Source organism: Aeromicrobium sp. SORGH_AS_0981 (assembly GCF_031453195.1).
Classification (GTDB): domain Bacteria; phylum Actinomycetota; class Actinomycetes; order Propionibacteriales; family Nocardioidaceae; genus Aeromicrobium.
In genome coordinates this window covers 94323-120532 of sequence record NZ_JAVIZD010000001.1, presented here as the reverse complement: position 1 = coordinate 120532, position 26210 = coordinate 94323, and the positions used below count along the sequence as shown (strand labels likewise).

At 72.2% G+C, this 26210-nt stretch carries 26 protein-coding genes; 8 read left to right on the top strand and 18 right to left on the bottom strand.

Going from position 1 to position 26210, the window contains the following annotated elements; all coding sequences use genetic code 11:
- Nucleotides 1-16: 16 nt before the first annotated feature.
- The 7 genes from QE370_RS00645 to QE370_RS00615 all read right to left on the bottom strand — a co-directional run bounded on the left by QE370_RS00645 (nt 17) and on the right by QE370_RS00615 (nt 4764).
- Nucleotides 17-460 carry an Hsp20/alpha crystallin family protein gene (locus QE370_RS00645; protein ID WP_067859422.1) on the bottom strand — a complete coding sequence of 148 codons (444 nt, stop codon included), beginning with the start codon at nt 458-460 and terminating at the stop codon, nt 17-19.
- Between the two features lie 122 nt (nt 461-582).
- Nucleotides 583-1143, bottom strand: a complete 561-nt coding sequence (locus tag QE370_RS00640; protein ID WP_309633048.1) for a mismatch-specific DNA-glycosylase — start codon at nt 1141-1143, stop codon at nt 583-585.
- Nucleotides 1140-2360 (bottom strand): MFS transporter, encoded by a 1221-nt coding sequence (locus tag QE370_RS00635; protein WP_253021588.1) that lies wholly within the window; start codon nt 2358-2360, stop codon nt 1140-1142. The genes QE370_RS00640 and QE370_RS00635 overlap by 4 nt, the downstream gene beginning before the upstream one ends.
- 119 nt (nt 2361-2479) lie before the next feature.
- Nucleotides 2480-2917 carry a CBS domain-containing protein gene (locus QE370_RS00630; RefSeq protein WP_309633047.1) on the bottom strand — a complete coding sequence of 146 codons (438 nt, stop codon included), beginning with the start codon at nt 2915-2917 and terminating at the stop codon, nt 2480-2482.
- Between the two features lies 1 nt (nt 2918).
- The gene (locus tag QE370_RS00625; RefSeq protein ID WP_309633046.1) at nt 2919-3161 is read right to left on the bottom strand and encodes a MoaD/ThiS family protein; all 243 of its coding nucleotides are present in this window, start codon (nt 3159-3161) and stop codon (nt 2919-2921) included.
- Between the two features lie 35 nt (nt 3162-3196).
- Nucleotides 3197-4204: a GTP 3',8-cyclase MoaA gene (gene moaA / locus QE370_RS00620; protein WP_309633045.1), complete on the bottom strand. Its 1008-nt coding sequence runs from the start codon at nt 4202-4204 to the stop codon at nt 3197-3199.
- Nucleotides 4201-4764, bottom strand: a complete 564-nt coding sequence (locus QE370_RS00615; RefSeq protein WP_309633044.1) for a molybdenum cofactor biosynthesis protein MoaE — start codon at nt 4762-4764, stop codon at nt 4201-4203. The genes moaA and QE370_RS00615 overlap by 4 nt, the downstream gene beginning before the upstream one ends.
- A gap of 218 nt (nt 4765-4982) precedes the next feature.
- Here QE370_RS00615 and QE370_RS00610 point away from each other — a divergent pair, with 218 nt between their 5' ends.
- Nucleotides 4983-5993, top strand: coding sequence for a helix-turn-helix domain-containing protein (locus QE370_RS00610; protein ID WP_309633043.1), 1011 nt, complete (start codon nt 4983-4985; stop codon nt 5991-5993).
- 93 nt (nt 5994-6086) lie between these two features.
- Here the strand turns inward: QE370_RS00610 and QE370_RS00605 are convergent, their stop codons facing one another.
- The 5 genes from QE370_RS00605 to msrA form a co-directional block, all read right to left on the bottom strand.
- Nucleotides 6087-7100, bottom strand: a complete 1014-nt coding sequence (locus QE370_RS00605; protein WP_309633042.1) for an NAD(P)/FAD-dependent oxidoreductase — start codon at nt 7098-7100, stop codon at nt 6087-6089.
- Complete coding sequence (fdxA, locus tag QE370_RS00600; RefSeq protein ID WP_309633041.1) at nt 7097-7426, bottom strand: ferredoxin; 330 nt, start codon at nt 7424-7426, stop codon at nt 7097-7099. The genes QE370_RS00605 and fdxA overlap by 4 nt, the downstream gene beginning before the upstream one ends.
- A gap of 3 nt (nt 7427-7429) precedes the next feature.
- The gene (locus tag QE370_RS00595) at nt 7430-9607 is read right to left on the bottom strand and encodes a molybdopterin-dependent oxidoreductase (RefSeq protein ID WP_309633040.1); all 2178 of its coding nucleotides are present in this window, start codon (nt 9605-9607) and stop codon (nt 7430-7432) included.
- A gap of 421 nt (nt 9608-10028) precedes the next feature.
- Nucleotides 10029-10226, bottom strand: a complete 198-nt coding sequence (locus QE370_RS00590; protein WP_309633039.1) for a hypothetical protein — start codon at nt 10224-10226, stop codon at nt 10029-10031.
- 93 nt (nt 10227-10319) lie between these two features.
- On the bottom strand, nt 10320-10970 hold the full coding sequence (msrA, locus tag QE370_RS00585; protein WP_309633038.1) for a peptide-methionine (S)-S-oxide reductase MsrA: 651 nt from the start codon (nt 10968-10970) through the stop codon (nt 10320-10322).
- A gap of 89 nt (nt 10971-11059) precedes the next feature.
- Here msrA and QE370_RS00580 point away from each other — a divergent pair, with 89 nt between their 5' ends.
- Entirely contained in the window at nt 11060-12175 is a 1116-nt protein-coding gene (locus QE370_RS00580) for an AI-2E family transporter (RefSeq protein ID WP_309633037.1), read from the top strand.
- A gap of 51 nt (nt 12176-12226) precedes the next feature.
- On the top strand, nt 12227-13420 hold the full coding sequence (gene ilvA, locus QE370_RS00575; RefSeq protein ID WP_253021551.1) for a threonine ammonia-lyase: 1194 nt from the start codon (nt 12227-12229) through the stop codon (nt 13418-13420).
- A 36-nt stretch (nt 13421-13456) separates the two neighbouring features.
- On the opposite strand, the gene QE370_RS00570 is transcribed toward ilvA, so the two are convergent.
- From QE370_RS00570 to QE370_RS00560, 3 genes are all read right to left on the bottom strand, one after another.
- Complete coding sequence (locus tag QE370_RS00570; protein ID WP_309633036.1) at nt 13457-14101, bottom strand: TetR family transcriptional regulator; 645 nt, start codon at nt 14099-14101, stop codon at nt 13457-13459.
- A gap of 76 nt (nt 14102-14177) precedes the next feature.
- Entirely contained in the window at nt 14178-14678 is a 501-nt protein-coding gene (gene greA / locus QE370_RS00565) for a transcription elongation factor GreA (protein WP_067859396.1), read from the bottom strand.
- Nucleotides 14679-14761: 83 nt separating this feature from the next.
- On the bottom strand, nt 14762-15139 hold the full coding sequence (locus tag QE370_RS00560) for a DUF4307 domain-containing protein (RefSeq protein WP_309633035.1): 378 nt from the start codon (nt 15137-15139) through the stop codon (nt 14762-14764).
- A 104-nt stretch (nt 15140-15243) separates the two neighbouring features.
- On the opposite strand from QE370_RS00560, the gene mca reads away from it, so the two are divergent.
- Both mca and QE370_RS00550 read left to right on the top strand, forming a co-directional pair.
- Nucleotides 15244-16116: a mycothiol conjugate amidase Mca gene (gene mca, locus QE370_RS00555; protein ID WP_067859391.1), complete on the top strand. Its 873-nt coding sequence runs from the start codon at nt 15244-15246 to the stop codon at nt 16114-16116.
- A 34-nt stretch (nt 16117-16150) separates the two neighbouring features.
- Nucleotides 16151-16399 carry a hypothetical protein gene (locus tag QE370_RS00550; protein ID WP_309633034.1) on the top strand — a complete coding sequence of 83 codons (249 nt, stop codon included), beginning with the start codon at nt 16151-16153 and terminating at the stop codon, nt 16397-16399.
- On the opposite strand, the gene QE370_RS00545 is transcribed toward QE370_RS00550, so the two are convergent.
- Entirely contained in the window at nt 16386-16826 is a 441-nt protein-coding gene (locus QE370_RS00545) for a hypothetical protein (protein ID WP_309633033.1), read from the bottom strand. The two genes, QE370_RS00550 and QE370_RS00545, sit on opposite strands and share 14 nt — an antisense overlap.
- A gap of 362 nt (nt 16827-17188) precedes the next feature.
- Between QE370_RS00545 and QE370_RS00540 the strand changes: the two genes are divergently transcribed.
- Nucleotides 17189-19207: a thioredoxin domain-containing protein gene (locus QE370_RS00540; RefSeq protein WP_309633032.1), complete on the top strand. Its 2019-nt coding sequence runs from the start codon at nt 17189-17191 to the stop codon at nt 19205-19207.
- 284 nt (nt 19208-19491) lie between these two features.
- Here the strand turns inward: QE370_RS00540 and QE370_RS00535 are convergent, their stop codons facing one another.
- A complete protein-coding gene (locus QE370_RS00535; protein ID WP_309635219.1) occupies nt 19492-21975 on the bottom strand; it encodes a DUF3516 domain-containing protein in 2484 nt (827 codons plus the stop codon).
- Between the two features lie 81 nt (nt 21976-22056).
- Nucleotides 22057-22758: a hemolysin III family protein gene (locus QE370_RS00530; protein WP_286690887.1), complete on the bottom strand. Its 702-nt coding sequence runs from the start codon at nt 22756-22758 to the stop codon at nt 22057-22059.
- 44 nt (nt 22759-22802) lie between these two features.
- On the opposite strand from QE370_RS00530, the gene uppS reads away from it, so the two are divergent.
- Both uppS and QE370_RS00520 read left to right on the top strand, forming a co-directional pair.
- Nucleotides 22803-23576, top strand: a complete 774-nt coding sequence (gene uppS, locus QE370_RS00525; RefSeq protein WP_083516438.1) for a polyprenyl diphosphate synthase — start codon at nt 22803-22805, stop codon at nt 23574-23576.
- 1281 nt (nt 23577-24857) lie between these two features.
- Complete coding sequence (locus QE370_RS00520; protein WP_253023788.1) at nt 24858-26207, top strand: PhoH family protein; 1350 nt, start codon at nt 24858-24860, stop codon at nt 26205-26207.
- Nucleotides 26208-26210 lie beyond the last annotated feature (3 nt).

The following is a 26210-nucleotide window of genomic DNA, read 5'->3' as shown; positions in this document are numbered from 1 at the left end:
CGGTACGCGGGCTGGATCAGCCCTGCGTGATCTCGATCCGGGTCGGCTCGGTGCCGGCGAACACACCGGCCACGCGGACCGACAGGATGCCGGCGTCGTACGAGGCGCTGATGGCGTCGGCCGTGACGTGGCCGGGGAGCCCGAAGGTGCGCTCGAACGAGCCGTAGCGGATCTCGCTGATCCGGCGGCTGTTCTCGCCGTCCTCCTCGGTGCGCTGGTCGCGACGCTCGCCCTTGACGACGAGGCGTCCGCCGGTCACCTCGACGGAGACGTCGTTGGAGACGTCGATGCCGGGGAGCTCGAGCCGCACGACGACGTCGTCGCCGTCACGGACGGTCTCGACGGCGGGCGTGAAGTCGAGGCGGGCTGCCGAGCCCTGGGTCGGGCTGAACGCGCTGCGGACGAGCGAGTCGAACTCGGCGAAGGGGTCACGGCGGGTGAAGACGGAGACGTTGCTCATGATGGTCCTCCTGGTGGGTCGTTCGGTCCGGCCACCGCGACCGGACATCCAGTTCAACTTGAGTCTAGTCGACTCAATTCCCCTGACAAGGACCGTGTGCGTTCGCCGATGGCGAACGAGCGTCAGGTGCGGGTCGGGACGTCGTCGAGCGCGACGCCGGCAGCCTGCGCGACCTCGCGGTAGTCCTTCGCGAGAGAGTCGATCGTCGCGTGCGCGTTGAGGCCGCTGGGGTTCGGCACGACCCAGAGCTCGGCCCCCTCGAGGTCGTGCGACTGGCGGCCGAGCCGGGCCCGGCGGTCGGCGAACGCGACGCGGTAGCTCGTGACCCCGGCGACGGCGACCACCCGCGGACCGTACACACGGACGGCGGAGGCGACGCGCTCGCGACCGGCGCGCACCTCCTCGTCGTCCAGCTCGTCGGCCCGTGCTGTGGGTCGGGGCGAGAGGTTGGTGATCCCGACGCCGCGCGCGAGGAGGACGGGGGCCGCCAGCTCGGGCGTCGTGGCCGTCTCGGGCAGCACCCCGGCCCGCCGCAGAGCCGGGTAGAAGCGATTGCCCGGGTGCGCGAAGTGGTACCCGGTGCGGGCGGTCAGCGGGCTGGGGTTGATGCCGACCAGCAGCAGCCGCATGCCGGGGCCGGCCAGGTCGGGCACCTCGGGCAGGTCGTCGAGCGACTCGCTCACGACGCGACGGCGACCGGGGCCTCGACCTCGGCGGCGCGCTGCTCGGCGCGCGAGCGCAGCCCCATGACCGCCGCCGCCGTGCAGGCGACGGCGACCGTGACCATGAACGGCGCGAAGATCGTCCGCGGGCTCCAGATCGTGGCGGCCCACCCGGCGAGCACCGTCGGCACGGCCATGGCGCTGTAGGCGAGCACGTAGAACGCCGACATGACCTCGCCGCGGTGGGCCGACGGCACGTGCTGGGTCAGGTGGCGCAGCGACCCGCCGAACGCGAGGCCGAAGAACAGGCCGACGAGCGTCGAGGCTGCGGCGATGCCCCAGGCGTGGCCCCACGCGACCGCGGGCACGCAGAGCACGAGGGAGGCGGCGGTGCCGAAGTCGCCGACGATGGCGCTCGTGCGGGCGGGCCAGCGCGCCCCGACGGCCTGGCTCAGCGCCGACGCCGCGGCCGACGCGGCGACGACCGCACCGCCGAACAGCACCGACGTGGCACCGATGGCCTCCGACGCGATCCGCGGGTAGAGCGACAGGAGCACGCCCAGCACCGACCAGGACGCCATCACCCCCAGCGCCGAGAACCGGAAGTGCGCGGCGATCTCCCGCGGGACGCGGGGTCGCGCCACGTGCAGGCGGACGGCGCGCTCCTCCGTGTGCGGCTCGCGCATGACGAGCAGCCCCAGCAGGAGCACCGCGACGATGCCGGCGAGGATCGCGTAGGGCAGCACCGTGGGCGCCGGCCCGCGGTCGACGATGAGCGACACCGCCACGAGCACGACCGCGATGCCGCTGTTGAACACGACGCCCGTGATCCGGCCGGTGCGGTCGCCCTCGTCGGGCCGCAGGTCGAGCAGCGCGGCCGAGGCGACGACCACCACCGCACCGACCCCCAGCCCGTGCAGGATGCGGGCGGCCAGCAGCCACACCACGGAGTCGGCGGCCATGAACAGGCCCAGGCCGGCGAGGATCAGCAGCGCGGCGACCATGAGCACGGGGCGTCGGCCGTAGCGGTCGGAGATCGACCCGGTGACCAGCACGGCAGCGAGCGCGGCCACCGCGTAGACCGCGAACACGACGGTCGTCGTGAGCGGTGCGAAGCCCCACTCCTGCGCGTACAGCGCGTAGAGGGGCGCGGGCGCACCGGAGACGCCGAGCGAGACCGCGACGAGGGCCAGGAGCATGCCGAACGCCCACCGCTGGACGGGCCGGGTGGTGGTCATGGGTCTCCTCGGATCAGGTCGACGGCGAGCGGGCGGCCGACGCGTCGGGCCCGAACGGCGACAACGTCGATCCAGGTCGTTGCATTCCCGAACCAGTGGGGCGTCGTGCGGGGTCTCTCCTAGGCGGGACGCTCGCTCGCGCGGGACGCGCGCCGGGCCTCGACGCCCGCGTCGGAGCAGAATCCCCGGCCGTGCCGCTTGAGGCACAGCAGCCCGACGAGGAGGCCTGCCGCGTCGACGACGGCGAGCCGGCGCGATCGGGACCGCTCGAGGAGCTCCCGGGCCTCGTCCAGCGTGGTGCCGACCCGCACGGTCCGACCGTCCAGTCGGGCGTGGACGAGGGCGGGCTGGTCGTCCTCGGCGTCGTCCGGGACGTCGCCCTCCACGATCACGCCGCGCAGCACCGCCCCGTCGACGACGAGGATCGCGTGCAGGTGGTCGTCGGCGAGCACCTCACGGGCGTCGCCGACGGTCAGGCTCCTCGACCACGACTTCGGCCGGTGCAGCATCTCGTCCTCGACGACGGGGGAGGAGCGTCCCGCGGCGGGTGCGGTCACCTCACCCCCCTGCCACGGGCGGGATGACCGCCACGTCGTCGTGGTCGGAGAGCTCCACCGCGGCCCCTCGTGCCGCCTGGGCGCCGTTGACCCAGACGCGGCTCGCGTCGAGCACGGCGCCGAACCGGTCGCCGTACCGCTCGACGGCCTCGTCGAGCAGGCCGTCGAGCGTGCCGGCGTCGAAGCGGTCGTGCGTCCGGCCCGAGGCGTCACGGGCGAGGGCGAACATCAACAGGGTCGGCACGGGTTCCTCCACAGGCTCTCGGGGTCCATCTCATCTCATCCACCGATGTACGACATCTCGACGGGGGCGTCGGCCCGGCGGGTCAGGGCCGACCGGACCTCCGAGTAGCGGTCGTCGCGCCCGCCCCACACCCGGCGCAGCAGCGTGTGCAGGTCGCCGGGGCGACGGCTGCCGCGCAGCAGGCCGCGGACGTCGGTCCCGGTGGAGGAGAACAGGCAGGTGTGGACGCGTCCGTCGGCGGTCAGGCGCGCCCGGGTGCAGGTGCCGCAGAAGGGCGACGACATCGAGCTGATCAGCCCGACCTCGGCGCTGCCGTCACGCAGACGGAGACGCTGGGCCACCTCGCCGTGCCGGGTCGGCGGGAGCTCCTCGACCGGCCAGTGCGCCTCGATCGCGGCCCTGATCTCGGCCGCGGGCACCACCTCCGACCCGGTCCAGCCGTTGGTGCTCCCGACGTCCATGAACTCGATGAAGCGCAGCACGTGGCCGCTGCCGCGGAAGTGCTCGACGAGCGGCACGACCTGGTCCTCGTTGATCCCGCGCCGGACGACGGCGTTGACCTTGACCTGCGGGAACCCGGCCTGCACCGCGGCGTCGATGCCGTCGAGGACGGCCGAGACGCCGAAGGGACTGTCGCTCGCGCGGCGGAAGGTCGCGTCGTCGATGCCGTCGAGGCTGACCGTCACCCGGTCGAGCCCCGCCGCTCGCAGCGCGGCGGCGTGGCGCCCGAGCAGCACGCCGTTCGTCGTCATGGCCAGGTCGAGGTCGCCGATGGCGGCGAGACGAGCGACGAGGTCGGCGACCCCGGGCCGCAGGAGCGGCTCCCCGCCCGTGAGCCGCACGGTGCGCACGCCGAGGTCGACGGCGGTCCGCACGACCTCCTCGACCTCGTCGAAGGTCAGGAGCTCGTCGGCGGCGAGGTACTGGTGCCCGGCGCCGAAGAGCTCGCGGGGCATGCAGTAGCCGCACCGGAAGTTGCAGCGGTCGGTGAGGGACACGCGCAGGTCGCGCAGGGGCCGGCCGCGCAGGTCGAGCGTGCTCACGAGCCTGCTCCGTCCGTCGCCCCGGCCGTCGCCGCGCCGACCCCGTGACGCGACAGCCATGCGCTGGCGGCCTCCTCCACGGACGTCGCCGCCACGCCGGAGGCCGACCACTCCAGGCCCTCGGCAGCGTGCTCCCGCTTCCAGACCGGCAGGCAGGCCTTGAGGACGTCGATGCCGAACCGTGCGGCGTCGAAGGCGGCGTCGCGGTGGCCCGCGCCGACCGTCACCTGCACGCTCGCCTCGCCGAGCCGGACCACGCCGGTCCGGTGCCACAGTGCGACCGTGCTCACGTCGGACCACGTGGCCCGGACCAGCTCGGCCAGCTGCGACAGACGCTCGTGCGCGACCTGGTCGTAGGCCTCGTAGTCGATCGCCGTCACCCCGGTGTGGCCCGGGGCGTGGTCGCGCACCAGGCCCCGGAACGTCACCACCGCGCCCGTCTCCGGTCGCCCCGCCCACGACTCGGCCGCGGCGGAGTCCGGCAGGGTCGTCGCGACCAGGGTCCAGGTGTGCGCGGTCTGGCGTCCGGCGAAGTCAGGGCGCGATGCGCTGAGGGTCACGAGGGCCTCCTGTCGGTCGGGAGACCAGCGTCGCGCGGAAGGCGCACGTCGTGCGCACGGCCAGCGCCGGGAAGTCGACGTTCCGTGCCACGTGCGCGCTGGCACGTGACAATTGTGTGACGGGTGCCCAGGAGGCTCCCGAACTCCTTGAGGGCCCTCTCGGCGCGCGATAACCTGGCCGACACCGCAGGACCTGTGCCCGGGAGGTGCCTGTTCCCATGCTGAGCGAGTCGACGCCGGCGACCCACCATCGCGTCCAGGACGAACGCGGGTGGCGGTCGCTGCTCCGCGAGCACTTCGTCCCGCTCGACGTCGGGCACCGACGCGCCGACCTGAGCGGAGCCGTCGAGAGCCGGATGCTCGGGCACGTCCAGGTCTCGACCGTGAGCTCGGTCGACCAGGAGATCAGCCGGCCCGCGTCGCTCCTGCGCGACGGCGAGGCCCTGATGCAGGTCGGCCTGGTCCGCTCGGGCGAGGCCGTCGTCGAGCAGGACGGACGCAGGGCGCACCTGCGCCCCGGCGACTTCGTGCTCTACGAGTCCGCGCGACCGTTCGACTGGAACCTGCGCGCGCCGACGGGCTCGCCGCAGTGGGAGCTGTCCGTGTACTCGTGGCGGCGCGACGACTTCCGGTTGAGCGAGGGGTTCTCGCGCGACGTGACGGCCCGTGCCTTCGTGGCCGACGAGGGCATGGGACGGGTGCTGAGCAACCTGCTGTGCAGCGTGCTCGACGAGCAGGAGACGCTGGGTCTCGGCCACGACGGTGAGGTGGCCGACCACATCGGCGACCTCATCGCCGTCGCCGCGCAGTCGCTCCCGCGCGGGGCGACGGCGCTCGGCGCGGCCGGCGGAGGGTCCGCCGTCTCCCTGCTGGCGCGGGCCGACGCCTTCATCGACGCGAACCTCGCCGACCCCGACCTCGGTCCGGCCCAGGTGGCCGACGCCATCGCGGTCTCGACCCGGCAGCTGCACCGGCTGTTCGCGACCCGCGACCAGACGGTCGCGCAGACCATCCGCAGCCGCCGCCTGCACGGGGCGCGCCGCGAGATCCGCAGCAGCATCGCGCGGGACAAGTCGCTGCGCGAGATCGCCCGCAACTGGGGCTTCGTCGACCTCGCGGTGTTCGGGCGCGCGTTCCGGCAGGCCTTCGGGACGAGCCCGCGCGAGTACCGTCAGCTGATGTGCGCCGTCTCGGGCGACCCGCGCGCGGTCACGCGCCCGCACCGCTGAGCTTGCCGACTGCTCGTGCGGCCGGTGGCCGGAGCCTCGCCGACCGCCCACCGGGGGAGCGGCGGACGGTCGGCGAGGGTCTTGTGGTGGGGATCAGTGCTGGTCGTCGCTCGAGTGGCCGGGCGTGACCGCGGCACCCTCGTGCACGAGCGGAGCGGCGTGGTTGACGGCGGTCGCCGCCTCCCCGAAGCCGACGCTGATCAGCGTCACCTTGTCGGGGTGGCCGCAGCAGTCGCCGGCGGCGAACACGCGGGGCAGTGACGTGCGCTGGGCCCGGTCGACGGCGACCTGGCGGCGGTCGAGGTCCACGCCCCAGCGCTTCAGCGGGCCGAGGTCGGCCTTGAACCCGAGGGCGGCGACGACGACGTCGGCGTCGCGCCGCACGACGGTGCCGGACTCGTGGGCGAGGGACACGCCGGTGACGACGTCGTCGCCGTGCACCTCGGCCACCTCGTACGGCGTGAGCACCTCGACCGTGCTCGACCGCAGTCGCGCCACGCTCGCCTCGTGGGCGCGGAACGCGTCGCGGCGGTGCACGAGGGCCACGCTGCGGGCCACGGGCTCGAGTGTCGTGGCCCAGTCGACGGCGCTGTCGCCCCCACCGACCACCACGACGTCGCCGCCGGCGTAGTCCGAGGGTCGCGGCACGAAGTGGACGACGCCGCGGCTCACGTACTCCGTGCCGACCGGCAGGGGCCGGGGTGCGAAGCTGCCGATGCCCGCGGCCAGCAGCACGGCGCGTCCGCGCAGCACCGTGCCGGCCGCCGTCGTCAGCAGCGCGTGGTCGGGGCCGGTCACGAGGTCGACGACCTGCTCGCCCAGCACGTAGTGCGGCTTGGCCGACTCCGCCTGCTCGACCAGCGCGTCGACGAGGTGCTGCCCCTTGACCGCGGCGTACCCGGCGACGTCGAAGACCTGCTTCTCGGGGTACATCGCCGCGGTCTGGCCGCCGAGGTGGTCGAGCGCGTCGACGACGGCCACCGACATCCCGCGGAATCCTGCGTAGTACGCCGCGTAGAGGCCGACGGGTCCGCCGCCGACGACGACCAGGTCGACGTCGACGTCGAAGCCCGTGGTGTCGACGGTGCCGGCCACGTCGGCGCTCATCCGGCGGCTCCGCCGCTCGGCCACGACGCGACCACGGGGTGGTCGGCGCCCAGGGGACCGATGTCCTCGGCGCCGCCCTCCGCGTGCGGGAACGTCTCGAAGAACTCGACGGCCACGTCCTTGAACTGCTCGAGCTCCCCGGTCAGCTTGTACTCCGACGCGATGGCCCCGTTGGGGCACGCGGTGACGCACTTCCCGCAGTCGACGCACTCGTCGGGGTGGATGTAGAGCATCCGGTCGCCCTCGTAGATGCAGTCGACGGGGCACTCCTCGCGGCACGCCTTGTCTGCCGCGTCGATGCAGGCCTCGGTGATCACGTACGCCATGGCTCAGGCCTCTCCCGCGCCGACCGGCGCGACCTCGATGAGCGTGTCGGAGAAGGTCGGCGCGTTGCCGAGGTCGGCGAACCGCGTCGGGTTCAGCGAGCTCAACGTCGAGAGGCCGAGCGAGTCGGACCGCCAGTGGCCGACGTAGCAGACCGTGACCCCGGGCATCGTGGATGCGTCGACCTTGGCGAGCAGCTCGACGCTGCCGCGGTCGTTGAAGGCGCGGACGACGGCGCCGTTCTCGATGCCACGCTCGGCCGCGTCGTCGGGGTTGATGATCAGCGTCGCGGGCTTCTGCACCTTCTGGTGGAACTCGATGTTCGCGTAGCTGGAGTTGATGAACGCGTGCGACTTCGGCGAGATGAGGTTGAGCGGGTACCTCGCCGCGAGGTCGGGGTCGGCCGAGGTGGTCTCCCGCGGCGGGATGTAGTGGGGCAGCGGGTCGACGGGCTGGCCCGGCTGGTGGTCGTTCGACCCCTGGCGGAACAGCGGCACCACGAAGTTGCCGCCCGCTGCGGCCGAGGAGAGGAACTCGGTCTTCCCGGACGGCGTGCGGAAGTTGCCCTCGCGGTGCGGGGCGTACTCGTCCGGCGACGGGACGTTGAGCCGGGCCCAGCCCTTCTCCTTGAGCGAGGCCACGGTGATGCCCTCCATCGCGGGGGCCGACCAGTCGAACGCCTCCGCGATCATCTGCTCGTCGGTGCGGGTGAAGATCGGGTCGTCGTCGAAGCCCATGGCCGCGGCGAGCCGTCGGAACAGCTCGGTGTTGGGGACGGCCTCGCCGCGCGGCTCGATGGACGGGTTGTTGTACGTCGCGTACAGGTGGCCCCAGGAGAACATGATGTCCTCCTGCTCGAGCTGCGTCGTCGCGGGCAGCACGATGTCGGCGTAGCGCGCGGTGTCGGTGATGAAGTGCTCGCTGACGACCGTGAACAGGTCCTCGCGCGAGAGCCCCTCGAGCAGCCGCGCCTGGTCGGGCGCGACGACGACGGGGTTGGAGTTGTAGACCATGAGCGCGTGCAGCGGCGTCCGGAGCTCCAGCTCGCCGGTGAGCGCCTGGCCCAGGAGGTACTGGTTGACGACCTGCGTCCCGGGAGTCTGCAGCTCCGGGTGCATGAAGGCGGGCCAGTTGACGGGGAACGCCCAGAGCGGGAGCTGGAGGATGCCGCCGCCGGGGTTGCGCCACGCGCCGACGAGGGCGGGCAGGCACGACAGGGTGCGGACGGTCTGGCCGCCGCCGGCGTGCCGCTCGACGGCGACGCCGATGCGGATGACGGAGGGCTGCGACGTCGCGTACTCGCGCGCGAGGGTGCGGATCGTCTCCACCGGGATCCCGGTCTCCTGCGACGCCCACTCGGGGGTGTACTGCTGGACGCGCTCGACGAGCTCGTCGTAGCCGATCGTGTGGTTCGCGATGTACTCGTCGTCGGTGAGGCCCTCGTCGATGATCACGTGCATCATCGCCAGCGCGAGCGCACCGTCGGTGCCGGGGCGGATGGGGATGTGCTGGCTGGCCTGGCGCGCGGTCTTGGTGCGCACAGGGTCGACGACGACGACCTTCGCACCGCGCTTCTTGGCCTCGGCGATGTAGGGCCACAGGTGCAGGTTGGTGCTCATGATGTTGGCGGCCCAGATGAGGATGAACCTCGAGTGCACGAGCGACTCGGGGTCGACACCGGCGGTGTCGCCGATCGTCATCGCGTAGGCGGTGCAGGAGCCGGAGTCGCAGTACGTGCGCTCGGCGACGGTGGCGCCGAGCCGGTTGAAGAACGGGTCGCCGACGTTGAGGCCGTTGATGATGCCCTGGGTGCCGAGGTAGCTGACCGGCATGATCGCCTCGGGGCCGTGCTCCTCCTTGACCTGCGTGAACCGGGCGGCGATCTCGGCGATGGCCTCGTCCCAGGTGATCCGCTCGAACTCACCGGCGCCCTTCGGGCCCGTGCGGCGGAGCGGGTAGAGCACGCGGTCGGGGTGGTAGACCTTGTCGAGGTAGTTGTCGACCTTCACGCACAGGCCGCCGTTGGTGTACGGCTGCTCCTTGCTGCCGGCCACGTCGACGGCCACGCCGTCGCGGACGGTGACGACCATCGCGCAGGTGTCGGGACAGTCCTGGGGGCACGCCCCCAGGACGGTCAGCTCGCGGGTCGCGGTCTCGGGTGTCGAGTCGTCGAGCAGGGTCATCATCACTCCTGGGCTTGAGTAGGGATCTCTCAAGCCTGGGTCGTGGACCCCCCGTCCGTCGCTGGGTCGAGCGACAGGGAGTTGACGATCCGCGACAGGTCAGCCGGACCGTGCGGTCGCACCCCTCGAGCGGCGCGACACGCCGGGACGCAGGGTGGTCAGCGGCGGATCCAGTGCGACGCCTGCAGGAACACGATCGTCGGGAAGGCGACCACGATGGCCCCGAGCCAGGCGTTCTCGCCGAGGAAGAACGAGACGACGAACGGACGAGCAGCAGGACGGAGGCGCCGTCGGCGCGGTTCGGGCGGTCGGGGCTCATGGCCATGTTCTCCACCGACCGGCGACGGATCGGAACGTCCGTCCCACTCCTCAGCGCAGCCGGCGACGCTCGTGGGAAGGCGGGCAAGGCCTCGCGATCGTTCTACAGTCCGTCACTCGGCCGTGCGGCCGCGACGAAGACGAAGGCGATGGTGGTGAGGGCGAGCACGACGGCCAGCACGAGGAGCAGCAGGCCGTTCGCCGCGCGTCGCCCGAGCGCGGCGTCGAGGACCCGGTACGCACCCAGGCCGGCCGCGGACGTGGCGAGCACGCCGAGGAGGATCAGGATGCCGATGTCCACGGCGCGAGCGTAGGGCAGGCGGTCACCGTCGCGCCGCAGAAACGACGAGGTCCCGCCACGCGTCGGCGTGACGGGACCTCGGCCGTGCGGGTCTCAGGCGTACGAGACGCCCGTGGCGTGCAGCGGGCAGTAGCCGAACGGGTTCTTCGCGAGGTACTGCTGGTGCAGCTCCTCGGCGTAGTAGTAGTCCTGCAGGGGCTGGATGGCCGTGGTGATGCGGCCGTAGCCGGCCTTGGTCATCTGCTCCTGGTAGCGCTCGCGCGACTCCTCGGCCTGGCGCTGCTGCTCGTCGCTCGTGGTGAGCAGGACGGAGCGGTACTGGGTGCCGCGGTCGTTGCCCTGACGCATGCCCTGCGTCGGGTCGTGGTTCTCCCAGAACACCTTGAGCAGGTCGGCGTAGCTGACCTTCGCGGGGTCGAACACGATGCGCACGACCTCGGCGTGACCGGTGCGGCCGGTGCACACCTCCTCGTAGGTGGGGTTCGGCGTGAGGCCGCCGGCGTAGCCGACCGACGTCGACCAGACACCGGGAACCTCCCAGAACGTCTTCTCCTCGCCCCAGAAGCAGCCCAGCCCGACGACCGCGACCTCGAAGCCGTCCGGCACGACGCCGGAGTCGAGGGGGGTCTCGATCGGGGTGCCGAGCACACGGTGCGTGGTGCCGACGGCGAACGGACGCTCGGAGCGTCCGGGCAGGGCGCTCTGCGCGTCGGGGAGCTCTGTCTTGCGGGTTCCGAAGATCATCGGGTCACTCTCCTTGGGTCCACCGGGGTCAACGACACTGCGCGGCTGGCTGTTCCCGCTAGTGTCGGTCCTGTGACGGGAGCACGCAGGTGAGCACGCGGCCGGAGATCCCTGTCGGCGTGGAGATCGCGACGGCCTGGGCGTGGCGCCTCCTCGTCCTCGGCGTGGCCGGCTACGCGCTGTACTGGCTGCTGAGCTTCTTCTCCGAGGTGACCGTCCCCATCGCGGTGGCGCTGCTCGGCACCGCGCTCACGATCGGTGCCGTCGACTGGCTCGACCGACGCGGGCTGCCGCGCCTGCTGGCCACCGCGATCGTCGTCCTCGTCATGCTCGGTGGGTTCTTCGGGCTGCTGACCCTGGTGGGCCAGCAGCTGTCGACCCAGTTCTACGACCTCAAGGCGCAGGTCATCGCGGGCATCGCCCAGGTGCAGGACTGGGCCCAGAACGGACCCCTCGGGCTGAGCGAGACCCAGCTCGACCGCTACGTCGACCAGGTCGAGGACGCCATCCGCACCTTCGGGGAGCGGGCCGCGGTCGACCAGCTGGCCGCCGTGGGCACCACGCTGACGCACTTCGTCGCCGGCTTCTTCATCGCGCTGTTCGCGTCGTTCTTCTTCCTCTACGAGGGCAACCGCATCTGGGCGTTCGCCGTCGCGCTCTTCCCGCGGTCGGCGCGTGCGAAGGTGCACAGCTCCGGCGAGACGGCCTGGGCCAGCCTCACCAGCTTCGTCCGAGCCACCGTGCTGGTCGCCCTCACCGACGCCATCGGCATCGCGGTCTCCGCCTGGCTGCTCGGCGTGCCGCTGGCGTTCGCCATCGGTGTCCTCGTCTTCCTCGGCGCGTTCGTCCCGATCGTCGGAGCGCTCGTGTCCGGCATGGTCGCCGTGCTCGTGGCGCTGGTGGCGCAGGGCCCGATCGTCGCGCTGATCATGCTGGCCGCGGTGGTGGCGGTGCAGCAGTTCGAGTCGCACGTGCTGCAGCCGTTCCTCATGGGCCGCTTCGTCGCGGTGCACCCGCTGGCGATCATCATCGGCATCGCCGCCGGCATCACCGTGTCCGGCATCGTCGGCGCGCTGGTGGCCGTGCCGCTCGTCGCCTGCCTGAACGGCATCGTGCGCCACCTCGTCGAGGAGTCGGGCACACCCGTCGCCGACGACGGACTCCCCGAGGACGACCCGCCCGAGGTCAAGGCCGAGCAGGCCTGACGCCTGCCGTCGCCCGTCGGGGGACCGGACGTGAGCGCCTAGGCTGACGTCATGGTCGACCTGAGGGACGTCGAGGCCGCGCGCGACCTGCTCGCGCCGGTGGTGGAGCGCACGCCGATGGCGCACTCGCGGTGGCTCAGCCAGCGGGTGGGCACCGACGTGCACCTCAAGTGCGAGAACCTGCAGCGCACCGGGTCGTTCAAGATCCGCGGCGCCTACGTGCGCATCGCCGGACTGTCCGACGCCGAGCGTGCCCGTGGCGTCGTCGCGGCGAGCGCCGGCAACCACGCGCAGGGCGTCGCCCTCGCGGCGCAGCTCCTCGGCACCAGGGCCACCATCTTCATGCCGGACGGCGCGGCCCTGCCGAAGGTGGCCGCCACCCGCGGCTACGGGGCCGACATCGAGTTCGCCGGCACGGGCGTCACCGAGGCGCTGGTGCACGCGAAGGCGTTCGCCGAGCGCACCGGTGCCGTGCTGATCCACCCCTTCGACCACGAGGACGTGCTCGCCGGGCAGGGCACCGTCGGGCTCGAGATCATCGAGCAGCTGCCCGAGGTCCGCACCGTCCTCGTGCCGCTCGGGGGCGGGGGACTCGCCGCGGGCATCGCGCTGCTGCGCGAGCGCCGACCCGACGTGTCGGTCGTCGGCGTGCAGGCGGCCGACGCCGCCGCCTACCCGGGCTCGCTCGCCGAGGGCCACCCGGTCGCGGGCGTGATGGGCCCGACGATGGCCGACGGGATCGCGGTCGCCGAGCCGGGGCTCATCCCCTTCGAGGTGATCGCCAAGGAGCTCGACGACGTCGTGACCGTCAGCGAGGACGCGATGAGCGCCGCGCTCATCGGGCTGCTCGAGCGCGCCAAGATGCTCGTCGAGCCGTCCGGCGCCGCGGGCGTGGCGGCGCTGCTCGACGACCCCGACCGGTTCGCCGGACCCGTCGTGCCGGTCCTGTCGGGCGGCAACATCGACGCCCTGCTCCTGCTCGACGTCATCCGGCACGGCCTGGCCGCGGCCGGTCGGTTCATGCAGCTGCGGGTCAGGTTCTCGGACCGTCCCGGCGAGCTGATGCGCCTGCTGACCGACCTGGCGGCGCTGCAGGTGAACGTGCTCGACGTCGCGCACGACCGGGCGGCGGACTCCCTCGGGGTGCGTGAGGTCGAGGTGGCCGTGCAGGTCGCCACCCGCGGCCCCGACCACGCGGCCGACGCGCTGCACCGGCTTGCCGGGCTCGGGCACCGGCTCGTCTGAGTCCCGTCGTCGGGGCTGGTCGTCGGGCCCGAGTGGTCAGGGACGCACGACGGGCAGGGTGCGGCGCAGCCAGGCGCGGTACTGCTCGTCGGTGTACCCGTAGTCGCGCACCAGGGTCGTGTACGTCTCCGCGGCCGACACCAGGTTGATCTGCACCGTCAGCGCCCACACGTCGGCCTCGCCGACGGGCTCGAGGATCCCGAGGTCGAGCATCCACCGCGTCGTGACCTCGAAGGACTCACCCTTCAGCCGCACGAGCTCGGCGAGCCCCTCGGCGACGACCGGCTCGAACTGCGCCGTCGCGCGCAGGGCGGTCCAGAGGTCGGCCGAGCGGGCGTGCCCGTCGGCGAGGAAGGCGATCATCGCCTCCAGGCCCTCGTCGCGGTCGGTCATGGCCAGGATCTCCTGGGCGGTCGACGCGTCGAGCAGCGACTCCCAGTCGCCCGTGCCGGCGTAGCGGGTGCGGAACGCCTCCAGCAGCAGGTAGGCCTTGCTGCCGACCGACACGACGGAGTCGACCGACACCCCGGCCTGGGCCGCGATGCTCGCCAGGGTCGTGCCCACGAAGCCCCGCTCGGCGAAGCCGGCCGCGGCAGCCTCGATCACCCGACGTCGGGTCTCGGCCGCCCGCTGCGCGCGCAGGGGCGAGGTGTAGCCCCGCTTGCCCGCATCGACGCTCATGCTCCGCAACCTACCCCCGTCGCGGAGCATGACGAAAGGCCGGCTCCACGACGGGAGCCGGCCTTCGGTCAGGTGCTCAGAACGGCTTGGCCTCGACGATCGAGACCGTCAGCGTCTTGCCGTTGGGCGCCTCGTAGGAGGCGTCGTCGCCCACCTTCTTGCCGAGGATGGCGGCGCCGAGCGGCGAGGTGGGGGAGTAGACGTCGAGGTCGACGGCGGAGTCGAGGCTGAGCAGCTCACGCGAGCCGAGCAGGAAGCGCTCGACCTCGTCGTCACCGGCGAAGGTGACACCCACGACCATGCCGGCCTCGACGATGCCGTCGTCGGCCGGCTTCTCGCCGACCTCGGCGCGACGCAGCATGTCCTCGAGCTGCTGGATGCGGGCGTTGGCCTTGCCCTGCTCCTCGCGGGCGGCGTGGTAGCCGCCGTTCTCCTTGAGGTCGCCCTCGTCGCGTGCGGCCGCGATCTTCTCGGTGATGTCGGGCATGACGACCTCCTTGAGGTTCGCCAGCTCGCCCTTCAACCGGTCGTACGCCTCCTGGGTGACCCAGATGGTCTCGGTGCTGGACTGCGACATGATGCAACCTCCTGGCCGACATGCAGGTGAAGACAAGCGGAACCCCAGGCGTCGAGCCCGGGGTTGAACGACCACCCTAGCAGTCAGTCCAGGACTTGGCACGTCCTCACGACGGCGGTGACCGCCTCGCGCTCGGTGGTGATCGGCACCGTCACCCGGGTCCGCTCGCGCCGGCCCGCGGGGACGTCGATGGTCCGCTCGCCCACGACGGAGTGGTCGAGCGCCTGGGCGTAGAGCGTGCAGCGAGCGGCGACGGGGTCGGGCCGACGCACGTCGAGCGTGGCCACGACCCGGGTGGGCGACTCGACCGAGTATCCGTGGATCTCCCCGGAGACAGGGTCGGTGTCGAGCGCGACCCATGCCGCCCACGCCACGCCGAGGAGCACGCCGACGGCAGCGACCGTGGGCCACAGCCAGCGGCCGCGGGTGCGTCGGCCGTAGCGTGCGTCGAGGGTGCTCACCCCTCGATTGTTCCAGGCGCTCCCACGGCATCGGCTGCCGCCGTCGTCGCTCGGACGATGGGCCCCGCGCCGCATCGTGCTCCGTCCGATGGAAGACTGGACGGGTGACCGAGAAGCTGCGCCTCATGCACGTGCACGCGCACCCCGACGACGAGTCGAGCAAGGGTGCGGCGTCGACCGCCCGCTACGTCGCCGAGGGGATCGACGTGCACGTCGTCACCTGCACGGGCGGCGAGCGCGGCAGCATCCTGAACCCGCAGTTCAAGCACCCGGGCATCGAGGACAACCCCGAGCTCATCACGGAGATCCGTCGCGAGGAGATGGACCGTGCGCGCGAGATCCTGGGCGTGAAGCAGGACTGGCTCGGCTTCGTCGACTCCGGTTGGCCGGAGGGCGACCCGAAGCCGCCGCTGCCGGAGGGCTGCTTCGGCCTGGTCCCGGTCGAGGAGGCGGCGGTCCCGCTGGTGCGCCTGGTCCGCTCGTTCCGTCCGCACGTGCTCACGACGTACGACGAGAACGGCGGCTACCCGCACCCCGACCACATCAAGTGCCACGAGATCAGCGTGTTCGCCTACGAGAAGGCGGCCGACCCGACCTGGCACCCCGAGCTGGGCGAGGCGTGGCAGGTCAGCAAGCTGTACTACCACCTCGGCTGGAACTGGCAGAAGCTCACGGCCATCTCCGAGGCGCTCGAGCGGCACGGCCTGGAGAACCCGTACGCCGAGCGGATGAAGGAGTGGGAGCGCAAGCCCGAGGACGAGGCCCGGCTCACCACGCGGGTCGAGTGCGCCGAGTACTTCCCGGTGCGCGACGCCGCGCTGCTCGCCCACGCCACGCAGATCGACCCGGACGGCTGGTTCTTCTCCGTCCCCAACGAGGTGCAGGCCGAGGCGTGGCCCACGGAGGACTACCAGCTCGTCGACTCCAAGGTCGAGACGACGGTGCCCGAGGACGACCTCTTCGCCGGACTGCGCTGACCTCCCCGGCGTCGCCGCCCCGTAGGATGGCGGCATGAACGAGCTCGTGACGTACCTGGTGACGGCCGAGCGGCCGCGTGGTCTCGACCCGAACATCGTGCGTCCCGGCTGGCTCGCCCTCGGCATCGTCGCGCTGCTCGCCGTGGCCGTGTTCTTCCTGGCCAAGTCGTTCGCGAAGCACACCAGGCGTGCGGCCCAGCCCTGGGAGGGTGACGCCGACGACGCGACGTCGCCGACCTCCACCCGCACGTCGGCGGACGACGGCCCGGTCAGCCGCGACTGACGCTCGGCCGTCCGGCGCGCGGGAGAGCGCGTACGCCGACGGCCGCGACGACGAGGCACAGCCCGACCAGGGCGACGAACGGCAGGCTCGGCTGGTCGGCCGTCACGGACCCCTGGCTCTCGTAGGCGAAGCAGACCAGCGTGCCCACGGCGAGCGCTGTGGCGTAGGTGGTCGCGGTCGCGGCGCCCACCACGACTCCTGCGGCGCGAGGCTTGCCCGTCGCGGCCGCCGCCACGACCCACGCGATCCCCGCCGTGACGCCCGCCGCGACGAGCACGCCGGTGAGGAAGACGGCGTGCTGCCCGACTCCGATCGGGTCCTGGAAGGCATAGGCGAAGAAGAACGCCACGGGCAGCAGGATGCCTCCGAGGGCCACGGACGCCGCCGCCGTGACCACGGCCGTCGTCCAGACCTGGGTGGGTGTCATGGCCGAACGGTACCGGGACGACGCCTCCGTCATTCCCGCCCCAAGAGCGCGCAAGATTCTGCATTCACGCGTCCAGCGTCGGACACTTCTGCGGTGACGACGGAACCCCGTCGCAGACGCAGAATCCTTGGCCTTCCACCGCGCGAACGCAGATTCTTGCCTCCACGACGGGAGCCGCAGCCCGAGCCCCCGGACCAGCGCAGCTGCCAGCCGTCCGGTCGAGGCTCTTGCGGAGACCGGACAGCGCCAGCCACGGCAGCGCACCAGCAAGGTCACGACGACAGCAGCCAGCGCAGCCGCAGGTCGCAGAGGAACGACCCGCGCCGCGCGCGAGGTGGGCGCGTGCCTGGCAGGGTTGAGGTGTGCCGAACCGACTCAGCGCCGCGACCAGCCCGTACCTGCTGCAGCACGCCGACAATCCTGTCGACTGGTGGGAGTGGGGCGAGGAGGCGCTCGCGCTCGCCGAGTCGCTCGACCGCCCGATCCTGCTGAGCGTCGGCTACGCCGCGTGCCACTGGTGCCACGTGATGGCGCACGAGTCGTTCGAGGACCCGGCGACGGCGCAGTTCATGAACGACCACTTCGTGAACGTGAAGGTCGACCGCGAGGAGCGCCCCGACGTCGACGCGGTGTACATGCGGGCCACGCAGGCCATGACCGGCCAGGGTGGCTGGCCCATGACCGTCGTGCTGGCGCCGTCGGGCGAGCCGTTCTTCGCCGGCACCTACTTCCCGCCGGAGCCGCGTCAGGGGCACCCGGCGTTCACGCAGGTGCTGCAGGCCCTGGCCGACGCCTGGGAGAACCGCCGCGACGAGGTCATGCAGGTGGGTGCCGACGTGCTCGCGCACCTGCGCGAGACCGTCGACGCCGGTGGCTCGGCCCTCGACGCCGGCGCGCTCGACGCCGCGCAGGCGGTGCTGTCGAGCCAGCACGACGACGAGGCGGGCGGCTACGCCGGCAGCCCCAAGTTCCCGCCGTCGATGGTGCTGGAGGCCTGCCTGCGCCACTGGGCGCGCACGGGAACCGAGCGCTCGCTCGAGATGGTGCGCACGACGTGCGAGGCGATGGCGCGCAGCGGCACCTACGACCAGCTCGGCGGCGGGTTCGCCCGCTACGGCGTCGACCGGTACTGGCAGGTGCCGCACTTCGAGAAGATGCTCTACGACAACGCCCAGCTGTTGCGCGTCTACCTCCACTGGTGGCGCGCCGAGCTGGCCTCCGGCGACGAGCGACGTCAGGCGTTCGCCCGTCGGGTGGCCGCCGAGACGGCCGACTTCCTGCTCGCGGAGCTGGGCACGCCGGAGGGCGGCTTCGCGTCGGCGCTCGACGCCGACAGCGCCGATCCGTCCGGTGCCGTCCACGAGGGTGCGTTCTACGCCTGGAACCCGAACCAGCTCATGCGGCTGCTCGGTGCCTCCGACGGGGCGTGGACGGCACGGCTCCTGGGTGTCACGGGCGCGGGGACGTTCGAGCGCGGCTTCTCGACCCTGCAGCTGCTGGAGGACCCCGACGACCCGGACCGGTGGGCGGCGATCCGGGCGCGGCTCCTCGCCGCGCGCTCCCAGCGGACCCGACCGGCGCGCGACGACAAGGTCGTGGCCGCGTGGAACGGCCTGGCCGTGATCGCCCTCGCCGAGGCGGGGGTGCTGCTGGAGGACGAGCGGTACACCGAGGCAGCCGTGCGGGCCGCGACCCTGCTGGCCGACGTGCACCTGAGCGACGGCGGGCGCGTCCTGCGCGCGTCCCGCGACGGGGTCGCGGGCGAGCACGCCGGTGTCCTCGAGGACCACGCGACCGTCGCCGAGGCGTTCGTGGCGACCCTTGGCGTCACGGGCGACGCGGTCTGGCTGGAGCGGGCGCGAGTCGTGCTCGACCGCGTGCTCGACCACTTCGGCGCCCCCGACGGCGGATTCTTCGACACCGCCGACGACGCGTCCGACCTCGTCGTGCGCCCGCAGGACGCCTCCGACAACGCCTACCCGTCCGGCACGTCGGCCGCGGCGCACGCCTTCGTCGCGCTGGCCGTCGTCACCGGCGAGCCGCGCTACCGCGACGCCGCCGAGCGCGCGGTGCGGGCCGCGGCGCAGCTGGGGGAGAAGGTGCCCCGGTTCGCCGGGTGGACGCTGGCAGCGGCGGAGGCCCTGCTGGCGGGGCCGGACGAGATCGCCGTGGTCGGACCGGACGCCCAGGAGCGCGAGGCCGTCCATCGGGCCGCGCTGCTGCGCACGTCGCCGGCGGTCGTCGTGGCCGCGGAGACGGCGACGCCGGCCGTGCCGCTGCTCGCGGACCGGGTCGCGGTCGACGGGCGGGCCACCGCCTACGTGTGCCGCGACCACGTGTGCGCGCTGCCCGTCACCGACCCGGCGGCGCTCCTGCCGTAGTCGCTGCGGCGGCGCGCGTCAACCCTTCTTCGGGTTCCGTGAACGACGCTGGTGGTGGGCTGCGACGCCCCGTAACGTCGTTGCACGAGACGGATACGTAGCGAGGCCCGCACGGGTCCCGCCGCGTCCTGAGCTCCGGCGTCGGCCTGCCCCACCCCCGAGGGGACCGGCGCCGGACCTGTGCCGCGAACCTCGGTGTTGAGGTGCTCCAGGGGACACGGCACGGGCACGGGGCCGTCGGCGACGCCCTGCCGAGCGTCGCCGACGGTGCCCGCTGACGGTCGTCAGGCGGGGCCGACGTCGGTGACGGTCACGACCGCCTCGCCGGCCGCGTCGCTCGCGTCGAGGTCGACCTCCGCGGAGATGCCCCAGTCGCGGTGACCCTCGGGGTCGTCGAACGTCTGCCGCACCCGCCAGCGTCGGCCGTCCGGCCCGTGCTCGGCGGTGATGTCGAGGAACTTCGGGCCCCGCGCCTCGGGCCCGGTGCCGAGGTGGTCGTACTCGGCCCGGTAGGCGGTGAGGGCCTCGCGCCACGCGTCGGCGTCCCACCCGGCCTCGCCGTCGAGGTCGCCGAGCGCGTCCCAGCGGCCGAGCGCCGCGAGCTCCACCCGCCGGAACAGCGCGTTGCGCACCAGCACCCGGAACGCGCGCTCGTTCGCCGTGACCGGACGGATCGCCTGCTCGCCGTCGGCCACCGCGTGCGCGCGGTCGAGGCTCTCGGGGTCGGCGGGGTTCACCAAGGCCTCCCACTCGTCGAGCAGGCTCGAGTCGGTCTGGCGCACCAGCTCGCCGAGCCAGGCCGTCAGGTCGGTCAGCTCCTCGGTGCGCGCCGAGGCCGGGACGGTCCGCTCGAGCGCCTTGTACGCGTCGGACAGGTAGCGCAGCACCATGCCCTCCGACCGTGCGAGGCCGTAGTCGGACACCAGCTCGGAGAACGTCATGGCGCGCTCCGCCATCTCGCGCACGACCGACTTGGGTCGCAGCGGGTGGTCGGCCACCCACGGGTGACCCTGGCGGTAGGTCTCGTACGCCGCCTCGAGCAGGTCCTGCAGAGGCTTCGGGTGCTCGACCTCCTCGAGCAGCTCCATCCGCTCGTCGTACTCGATGCCGTCGGCCTTCATCTGCGCCACGGCCTCGCCACGGGCCCGGTGGACCTGGGCGGCGATGATCGGACGCGGGTCCTCCAACGTCGCCTCGATGACCGACACCACGTCGAGCGCGTACTCGGGCGACTCGACGTCGAGCAGCTCGAGCGTGGCCACCGCGTACGGCGAGAGCGGCTGGTTGAGCGCGAAGTCGCGCTGCAGGTCGACGGTGAGGCGCAGCGTGCGTCCCTCGTCGTCCGGAGGGTCGGTGCCTTCTGCCACCCCGGGCCCGGCACCCCCGCCGATCCGCTCGACGACCCCGCCGGCCACCAGCGCCTCCACGATCTCGCGCACCCGACCCTGCAGCCGCTCGACCTCGTCGGGGCGCACCACGCTCTCCTCGATGAGGTGGTCGAGCGCCGCGATGGCGTCACCCGGACGCTGCACGACGTCGAGCACCATCGCGTGGGTGATCTGCATGCGGGGCACGAGCGGTTCGGGCGTGCCGTTCACGAGCTTGTCGAACGTCGCCTCGTTCCACGACACGTGCCCCTCGGGCGCCTTCTTGCGCTGCACCTTGCGCAGCTTCTTCGGGTCGTCGCCGGCCTTCGCGATGGCCTTCGCGTTCTCGATGTCGTGCTCGGGCGCGAGCACCACCACGTGGCCGACGGTGTCGTAGCCGGCGCGCCCGGCCCGACCCGCGATCTGGGCGAACTCCCGCACCTGCAGCTGCCGCTGGCGTCGACCGTCGTACTTCGTCAGCCCGCTGAACAGCACCGTGCGGATCGGCACGTTGATGCCGACGCCGAGCGTGTCCGTGCCGCACACGACCTTGAGCAGACCCTGCTGCGCGAGCCGCTCGACCAGACGTCGGTAGCGGGGGAGCATGCCGGCGTGGTGCACGCCGATGCCCATGCGCACCAGGCGCGACAACGTCTTCCCGAACGCCGACGTGAAGCGGAAGCTGCCGATCGCCTCGGCGATCTCGTCGCGCTCCGCCCGCGTCGCCAGGGCGACGCTGCTGAGCGCCTGCGCCCGCTCCAGTGCTGACGCCTGGGTGAAGTGCACGATGTAGACGGGCGCCTGTCCGGTCTGCACGAGCTCGGTCACGACGTCCTGCACCGGCGACACCACGTACTCGTTCACCAGGGGGACGGGGCGTTCGGACGACGCCACGAGCGCGGTGTCGCGACCGGTGCGGCGGGCGAGGTCGTCGCGCAACGTGGTGGTGTCGCCGAGCGTGGCTGACATGAGCAGCGCCTGCGCCCGTGGCAGCTCGACGAGCGGGACCTGCCAGGCCCACCCGCGGTCGGGGTCGGCGTAGAAGTGGAACTCGTCCATCACCACCAAGCCGATGTCGGCGGCGGCACCCTCGCGCAGCGCCAGGTTCGCCAGCACCTCCGCCGTCGCCACGACCACGGGCGCGTCGGCGTTGACGGAGGCGTCGCCCGTGAGCATGCCGACGTCGTCGGCGCCGAACACCTCGCAGAGGTCGAAGAACTTCTCGCTCACCAGCGCCTTGATCGGAGCCGTGTACACAGCGCACTCGCCACGGGCAAGGGCGCCCGCGATCGCCGCCGTCGCCACCAGGCTCTTGCCGGAGCCCGTCGGCGTGGCGAGCACGACGTTCGAGCCCGACAGCAGCTCGAGGACCGCTTCCTCCTGCGCCGGGTACATGCTCATCCCGCGCGCGTCGACCCACGCCTCGACGGCGTCGAACACGTCGTCGGGGGTGGGCGGCGTCCGGGACGTGGAGCGCGGGGCTCACCGCTGCTGGTAGGCGAGCAGGCTCACGCCGATGTAGTGCACGATGAACGCGGCGATCGTGAGCGTGTGGAACACCTCGTGGAAGCCGTACCAGCGCGGGAACGGGTCGGGCCACTTGAAGCCGTAGACCAGCGCGCCCAGCGTGTACAGACCGCCGCCGACGATCATGAGGACCAGCACCGCGGTCGAGGCCTGGTCGACGAACTCGCCCCAGTACAGCACCGCGGCCCAGCCGAGCAGCACGTACAGCGGCACGTAGATCCAGCGCGGTGCTCCCACCCAGAACACGCGGAACGCGACGCCGAGCAGCGCCCCGCCCCACACGAGCGACAGCATGATCACGGCCTGCTCCGTGTTGAGCAGCAGCAGGCTGAACGGTGTGTACGAGCCGGCGATGAGCAGGAAGATGTTCGCGTGGTCGATGCGCTTCCACACGATCCGAGCCTCGTCGGACCAGGTGCGCGTGTGGTACAGCGCCGAGCAGCCGAACAGCAGCAGTGCGCTCACCATGAAGATCGCGACGCCGGCCCGCACGAGCGTGTCGTCGGCGATCACCATCATCACGAGGAAGGAGATGAAGGCGAGGGGTGCGGTCCCCGCGTGGAGCCAGCCGCGCAGTCTCGGCTTGATCTCCTCCAGGTTGTCCCGGATGCGGTCGGACACCTCGTCGGTCGTGGCTTCGAGATCGGTCCGTGGCATAGGGGGAAGACTAGCCCCTCGCCCTGAGCATCCGATGTGATGAGATGAGGTCCATGGGTCTGAGCCAGGTCGCCTACGGCGCGTACGAGCGACGGCTCCTCAGACGGCTCGACCCCGATCGCCTGCCACGCCACGTCGGCGCGATCGTCGACGGCAACCGACGCTGGGCGAAGGACGCCCGGATGGGCCTCGACCAGGGCTACCGGGCGGGTGCGGCGAAGGTCGACGAGTTCCTCGACTGGTGCCACGAGCTGGGCGTCGGGACGGTCACGTTCTGGGTGCTGTCGACCGACAACCTGCAGCGCCCCGAGGCGGAGCTGGCGAGCATCCTCGACGCGGTCGAGGATCTCGTCGGACGGCTCGCCGAGGACGGACGCTGGCACGTGCGGCTCATCGGGAACCTCCAGCTCCTGCCGGCGGACTCCTCCGCGCGCCTGCAGCGCGCCGCGGCGGCGTCGCCGTCGGGGGAGGGCCTGATGCACGTCAATGTGTGCGTCGGCTACGGCGGCCGGCAGGAGCTCACCGACGCCATGCGTGCCCTCCTGCTCGCTGAGGCGGCCAAGGGGCGCACGCTGGAGGAGGTGGCGGCGACGCTCGAGGTCGACCACATCGCCGACCACCTGTACACGAAGGGTCAGCCTGACCCCGACCTCGTTATCCGCACGTCGGGCGAGCAGCGCCTGTCCGGCTTCCTGCTGTGGCAGAGCGTGCACAGCGAGTTCTACTTCTCCGACGTCCTCTGGCCGGCCTTCCGCCGCGTCGACCTCCTCCGCGCGATGCGCTCCTACGCCGCCCGCGAGCGCCGCTTCGGTGCCTGAACCCGACCGAGCGCAGCGAGGGAGCGGTCCAGGCATGTGGAGCCGTCGCCACGGGGCGTAGCCGCGACGGACGAGTGGTGCACGCCGGAGGCGTCTCTCTGTATCGAGACCGGGTGGGTGTCCAAGACCGGCCGGCCGTGAGGTGGCGACGCTGGTCCGTTGCGGAGTGGTCTCGCTCCGTCGCGGCTACGCCCCACTGCGACGGCTCCAGCGCGGCACAGCGCTCCTTCGTCGCGCGTGCCGCTACTCGACCAGCGGAACGTCTCGCTGGTCGAGTGCCTCCACGAGCGCCAGCGAGGGGAGGTGTATCGAGACCACTCCGGGCTGTCGCTGGGGGTTGGTTCGCGCTGGGCTGTTGCCGGGTGGTCTCGATACGCGGCACGGCGCTCCTTCGTCGCGCGTGCCGCTACTCGACCAGCGGAACGTCTCGCTGGTCGAGTGCCTCCACGAGCGCCAGCGAGGGGAGGTGTATCGAGACCACTCCGGGCTGTCGCTGGGGGTTGGTTCGCGCTGGGCTGTTGCCGGGTGGTCTCGATACGCGGCACGGCGCTCCTTCGTCGCGCGTGCCGCTACTCGACCAGCGGAACGTCTCGCTGGTCGAGTGCCTCCACGAGCGCCAGCGAGGGGAGGTGTATCGAGACCACTCCGGGCTGTCGCTGGGGGTTGGTTCGCGCTGGGCTGTTGCCGGGTGGTCTCGATACGCGGCACGGCGCTCCTTCGTCGCGCGTGCCGCTACTCGACCAGCGGAGTGTCTCGCTGGTCGAGTGCCTCCACGAGCGCCAGCGAGGGGAGGTGTATCGAGACCACTCCGGGCTGTCGCTGGGGGTTGGTTCGCGCTGGGCTGTTGCCGGGTGGTCTCGATGCGCAGCACGGCGCTCCTTCGTCGCGCGTGCCGCTACTCGACCAGCGGAACGTCTCGCTGGTCGAGTAGTCGGGCCTGGCGAGGTACGAGCCTGGGGCCGACGTATCGAGACCACTCTGCGCTGTCGCTGGGGGTTGGTTCGCGCTGATCCGTTGCCGGGTGGTCTCGATACGCAGCACGGCGCTCCTTCGTCGCGCGTGCCGCTACTCGACCAGCGGAATGTCTCGCTCGGGGGAGAGCGGGCCGTGCAGAGTTCATCTCGGCGTTACATGACGCGCAGCGTGTCGCCGCGCCCGGGCCCGGGGGCGGACGTACGTTGCGAGGGTGTTGATGCTCGCCCCGGAGCCCAGCCGCCCCACACCCACCGAGTAGGGAAGGGCCGGCGCAGGGGCGCGCGGGTTCTTCGCAGGGAGTCAGACATGACTGTCAAGCAGCCCGTCAGCGCCGCCGCCGCCTCTGCCGAGGCGGTCCGCACCTACGTCCTCGACACCAGCGTCCTGCTGGCCGACCCAGGCGCGGTGCATCGCTTCCACGAGCACGAGGTCGTCATCCCGGTCGTCGTCATCACCGAGCTCGAGGGCAAGCGGCACCACCCCGAGCTCGGCTACTTCGCCCGCACGGCCCTGCGCTTCCTCGACGACCTGCGGGTGCAGCACGGCATGCTCGACGTCCCCCTGCCCATCGGGACGGAGGGCGGCACCATCCGTGTCGAGCTGAACCACACCAACCCCGAGGCCCTGCCTGCCGGCTTCCGCCTCGGCGACAACGACACCCGCATCCTCGCCGTCGCGAAGAACCTCGCCGACGAGGGGCGCCACGTCACGCTCGTCTCGAAGGACCTGCCGATGCGGGTCAAGGCGTCGGCGGTCGGCCTGTCGGCGGAGGAGTACCGCGCCGAGCTGGCCCTGGAGTCCGGCTGGACCGGCATGCGCGAGCTCGAGGTCGACTCCGCCGACCTCGACGCGCTGTACGAGGAGGGCAGCCTCGACGTCGCGCTCCTGGACGACGAGACCGTGCGCGACCTGCCGTGCCACACCGGTCTGGTGCTGCTGTCGGACAAGGGCAGCGGGCTCGGCCGGATCACGCCCGACAAGCGGGTCCAGCTCGTCCGCGGCGACCGCGACGCGTTCGGGCTGCACGGCCGCTCGGCCGAGCAGCGTGTCGCGCTCGACCTGCTGCTCGACCCCGAGGTCGGCATCGTGTCGCTCGGTGGTCGCGCCGGCACCGGCAAGTCGGCGCTGGCGATCTGTGCGGGTCTCGAGGCGGTGATGGAGCGTCGACAGCACAAGAAGGTCGTCGTGTTCCGTCCGCTGTACGCGGTCGGCGGGCAGGAGCTCGGCTACCTGCCGGGCAGCTCCGACGAGAAGATGGGGCCCTGGGCGCAGGCGGTGTTCGACACCCTCGGCGCCGTCGCGTCGCCGCACGTCGTCGACGAGATCCTCGACCGGGGGATGCTCGAGGTGCTGCCGCTGACGCACATCCGTGGTCGGTCGCTGCACGACGCGTACGTCATCGTCGACGAGGCGCAGTCGCTGGAGCGCAACGTGCTCCTGACGGTGCTCTCGCGCATCGGCGCGAACTCCAAGGTGGTCCTGACCCACGACGTCGCGCAGCGCGACAACCTGCGCGTGGGGCGCCACGACGGTGTCGTCGCGGTGGTCGAGAAGCTCAAGGGCCACCCGCTGTTCGCGCACGTCACCCTCACCCGGTCCGAGCGGTCGCCGGTCGCCGCGCTCGTGACCGAGATGCTGGAGGACATCGGCATCTGACGC

Bases quoted from the DNA above. Each gene is read 5' to 3' on its own strand.
- fdxA (WP_309633041.1), bottom strand. From the start codon at position 7,426: ATGGCGTACGTGATCACCGAGGCCTGCATCGACGCGGCAGACAAGGCG.
- QE370_RS00545 (WP_309633033.1), bottom strand. From the start codon at position 16,826: ATGACACCCACCCAGGTCTGGACGACGGCCGTGGTCACGGCGGCGGCG.
- QE370_RS00535 (WP_309635219.1), bottom strand. From the start codon at position 21,975: ATGAGCATGTACCCGGCGCAGGAGGAAGCGGTCCTCGAGCTGCTGTCG.
- QE370_RS00570 (WP_309633036.1), bottom strand. From the start codon at position 14,101: ATGAGCGTCGATGCGGGCAAGCGGGGCTACACCTCGCCCCTGCGCGCG.
- QE370_RS00530 (WP_286690887.1), bottom strand. From the start codon at position 22,758: ATGCCACGGACCGATCTCGAAGCCACGACCGACGAGGTGTCCGACCGC.
- uppS (WP_083516438.1), top strand. From the start codon at position 22,803: ATGAGGTCCATGGGTCTGAGCCAGGTCGCCTACGGCGCGTACGAGCGA.
- QE370_RS00520 (WP_253023788.1), top strand. From the start codon at position 24,858: ATGACTGTCAAGCAGCCCGTCAGCGCCGCCGCCGCCTCTGCCGAGGCG.
- QE370_RS00635 (WP_253021588.1), bottom strand. From the start codon at position 2,360: ATGACCACCACCCGGCCCGTCCAGCGGTGGGCGTTCGGCATGCTCCTG.
- greA (WP_067859396.1), bottom strand. From the start codon at position 14,678: ATGTCGCAGTCCAGCACCGAGACCATCTGGGTCACCCAGGAGGCGTAC.
- QE370_RS00645 (WP_067859422.1), bottom strand. From the start codon at position 460: ATGAGCAACGTCTCCGTCTTCACCCGCCGTGACCCCTTCGCCGAGTTC.
- QE370_RS00605 (WP_309633042.1), bottom strand. From the start codon at position 7,100: ATGAGCGCCGACGTGGCCGGCACCGTCGACACCACGGGCTTCGACGTC.
- QE370_RS00550 (WP_309633034.1), top strand. From the start codon at position 16,151: ATGAACGAGCTCGTGACGTACCTGGTGACGGCCGAGCGGCCGCGTGGT.
- QE370_RS00610 (WP_309633043.1), top strand. From the start codon at position 4,983: ATGCTGAGCGAGTCGACGCCGGCGACCCACCATCGCGTCCAGGACGAA.
- QE370_RS00595 (WP_309633040.1), bottom strand. From the start codon at position 9,607: ATGACCCTGCTCGACGACTCGACACCCGAGACCGCGACCCGCGAGCTG.
- ilvA (WP_253021551.1), top strand. From the start codon at position 12,227: ATGGTCGACCTGAGGGACGTCGAGGCCGCGCGCGACCTGCTCGCGCCG.
- msrA (WP_309633038.1), bottom strand. From the start codon at position 10,970: ATGATCTTCGGAACCCGCAAGACAGAGCTCCCCGACGCGCAGAGCGCC.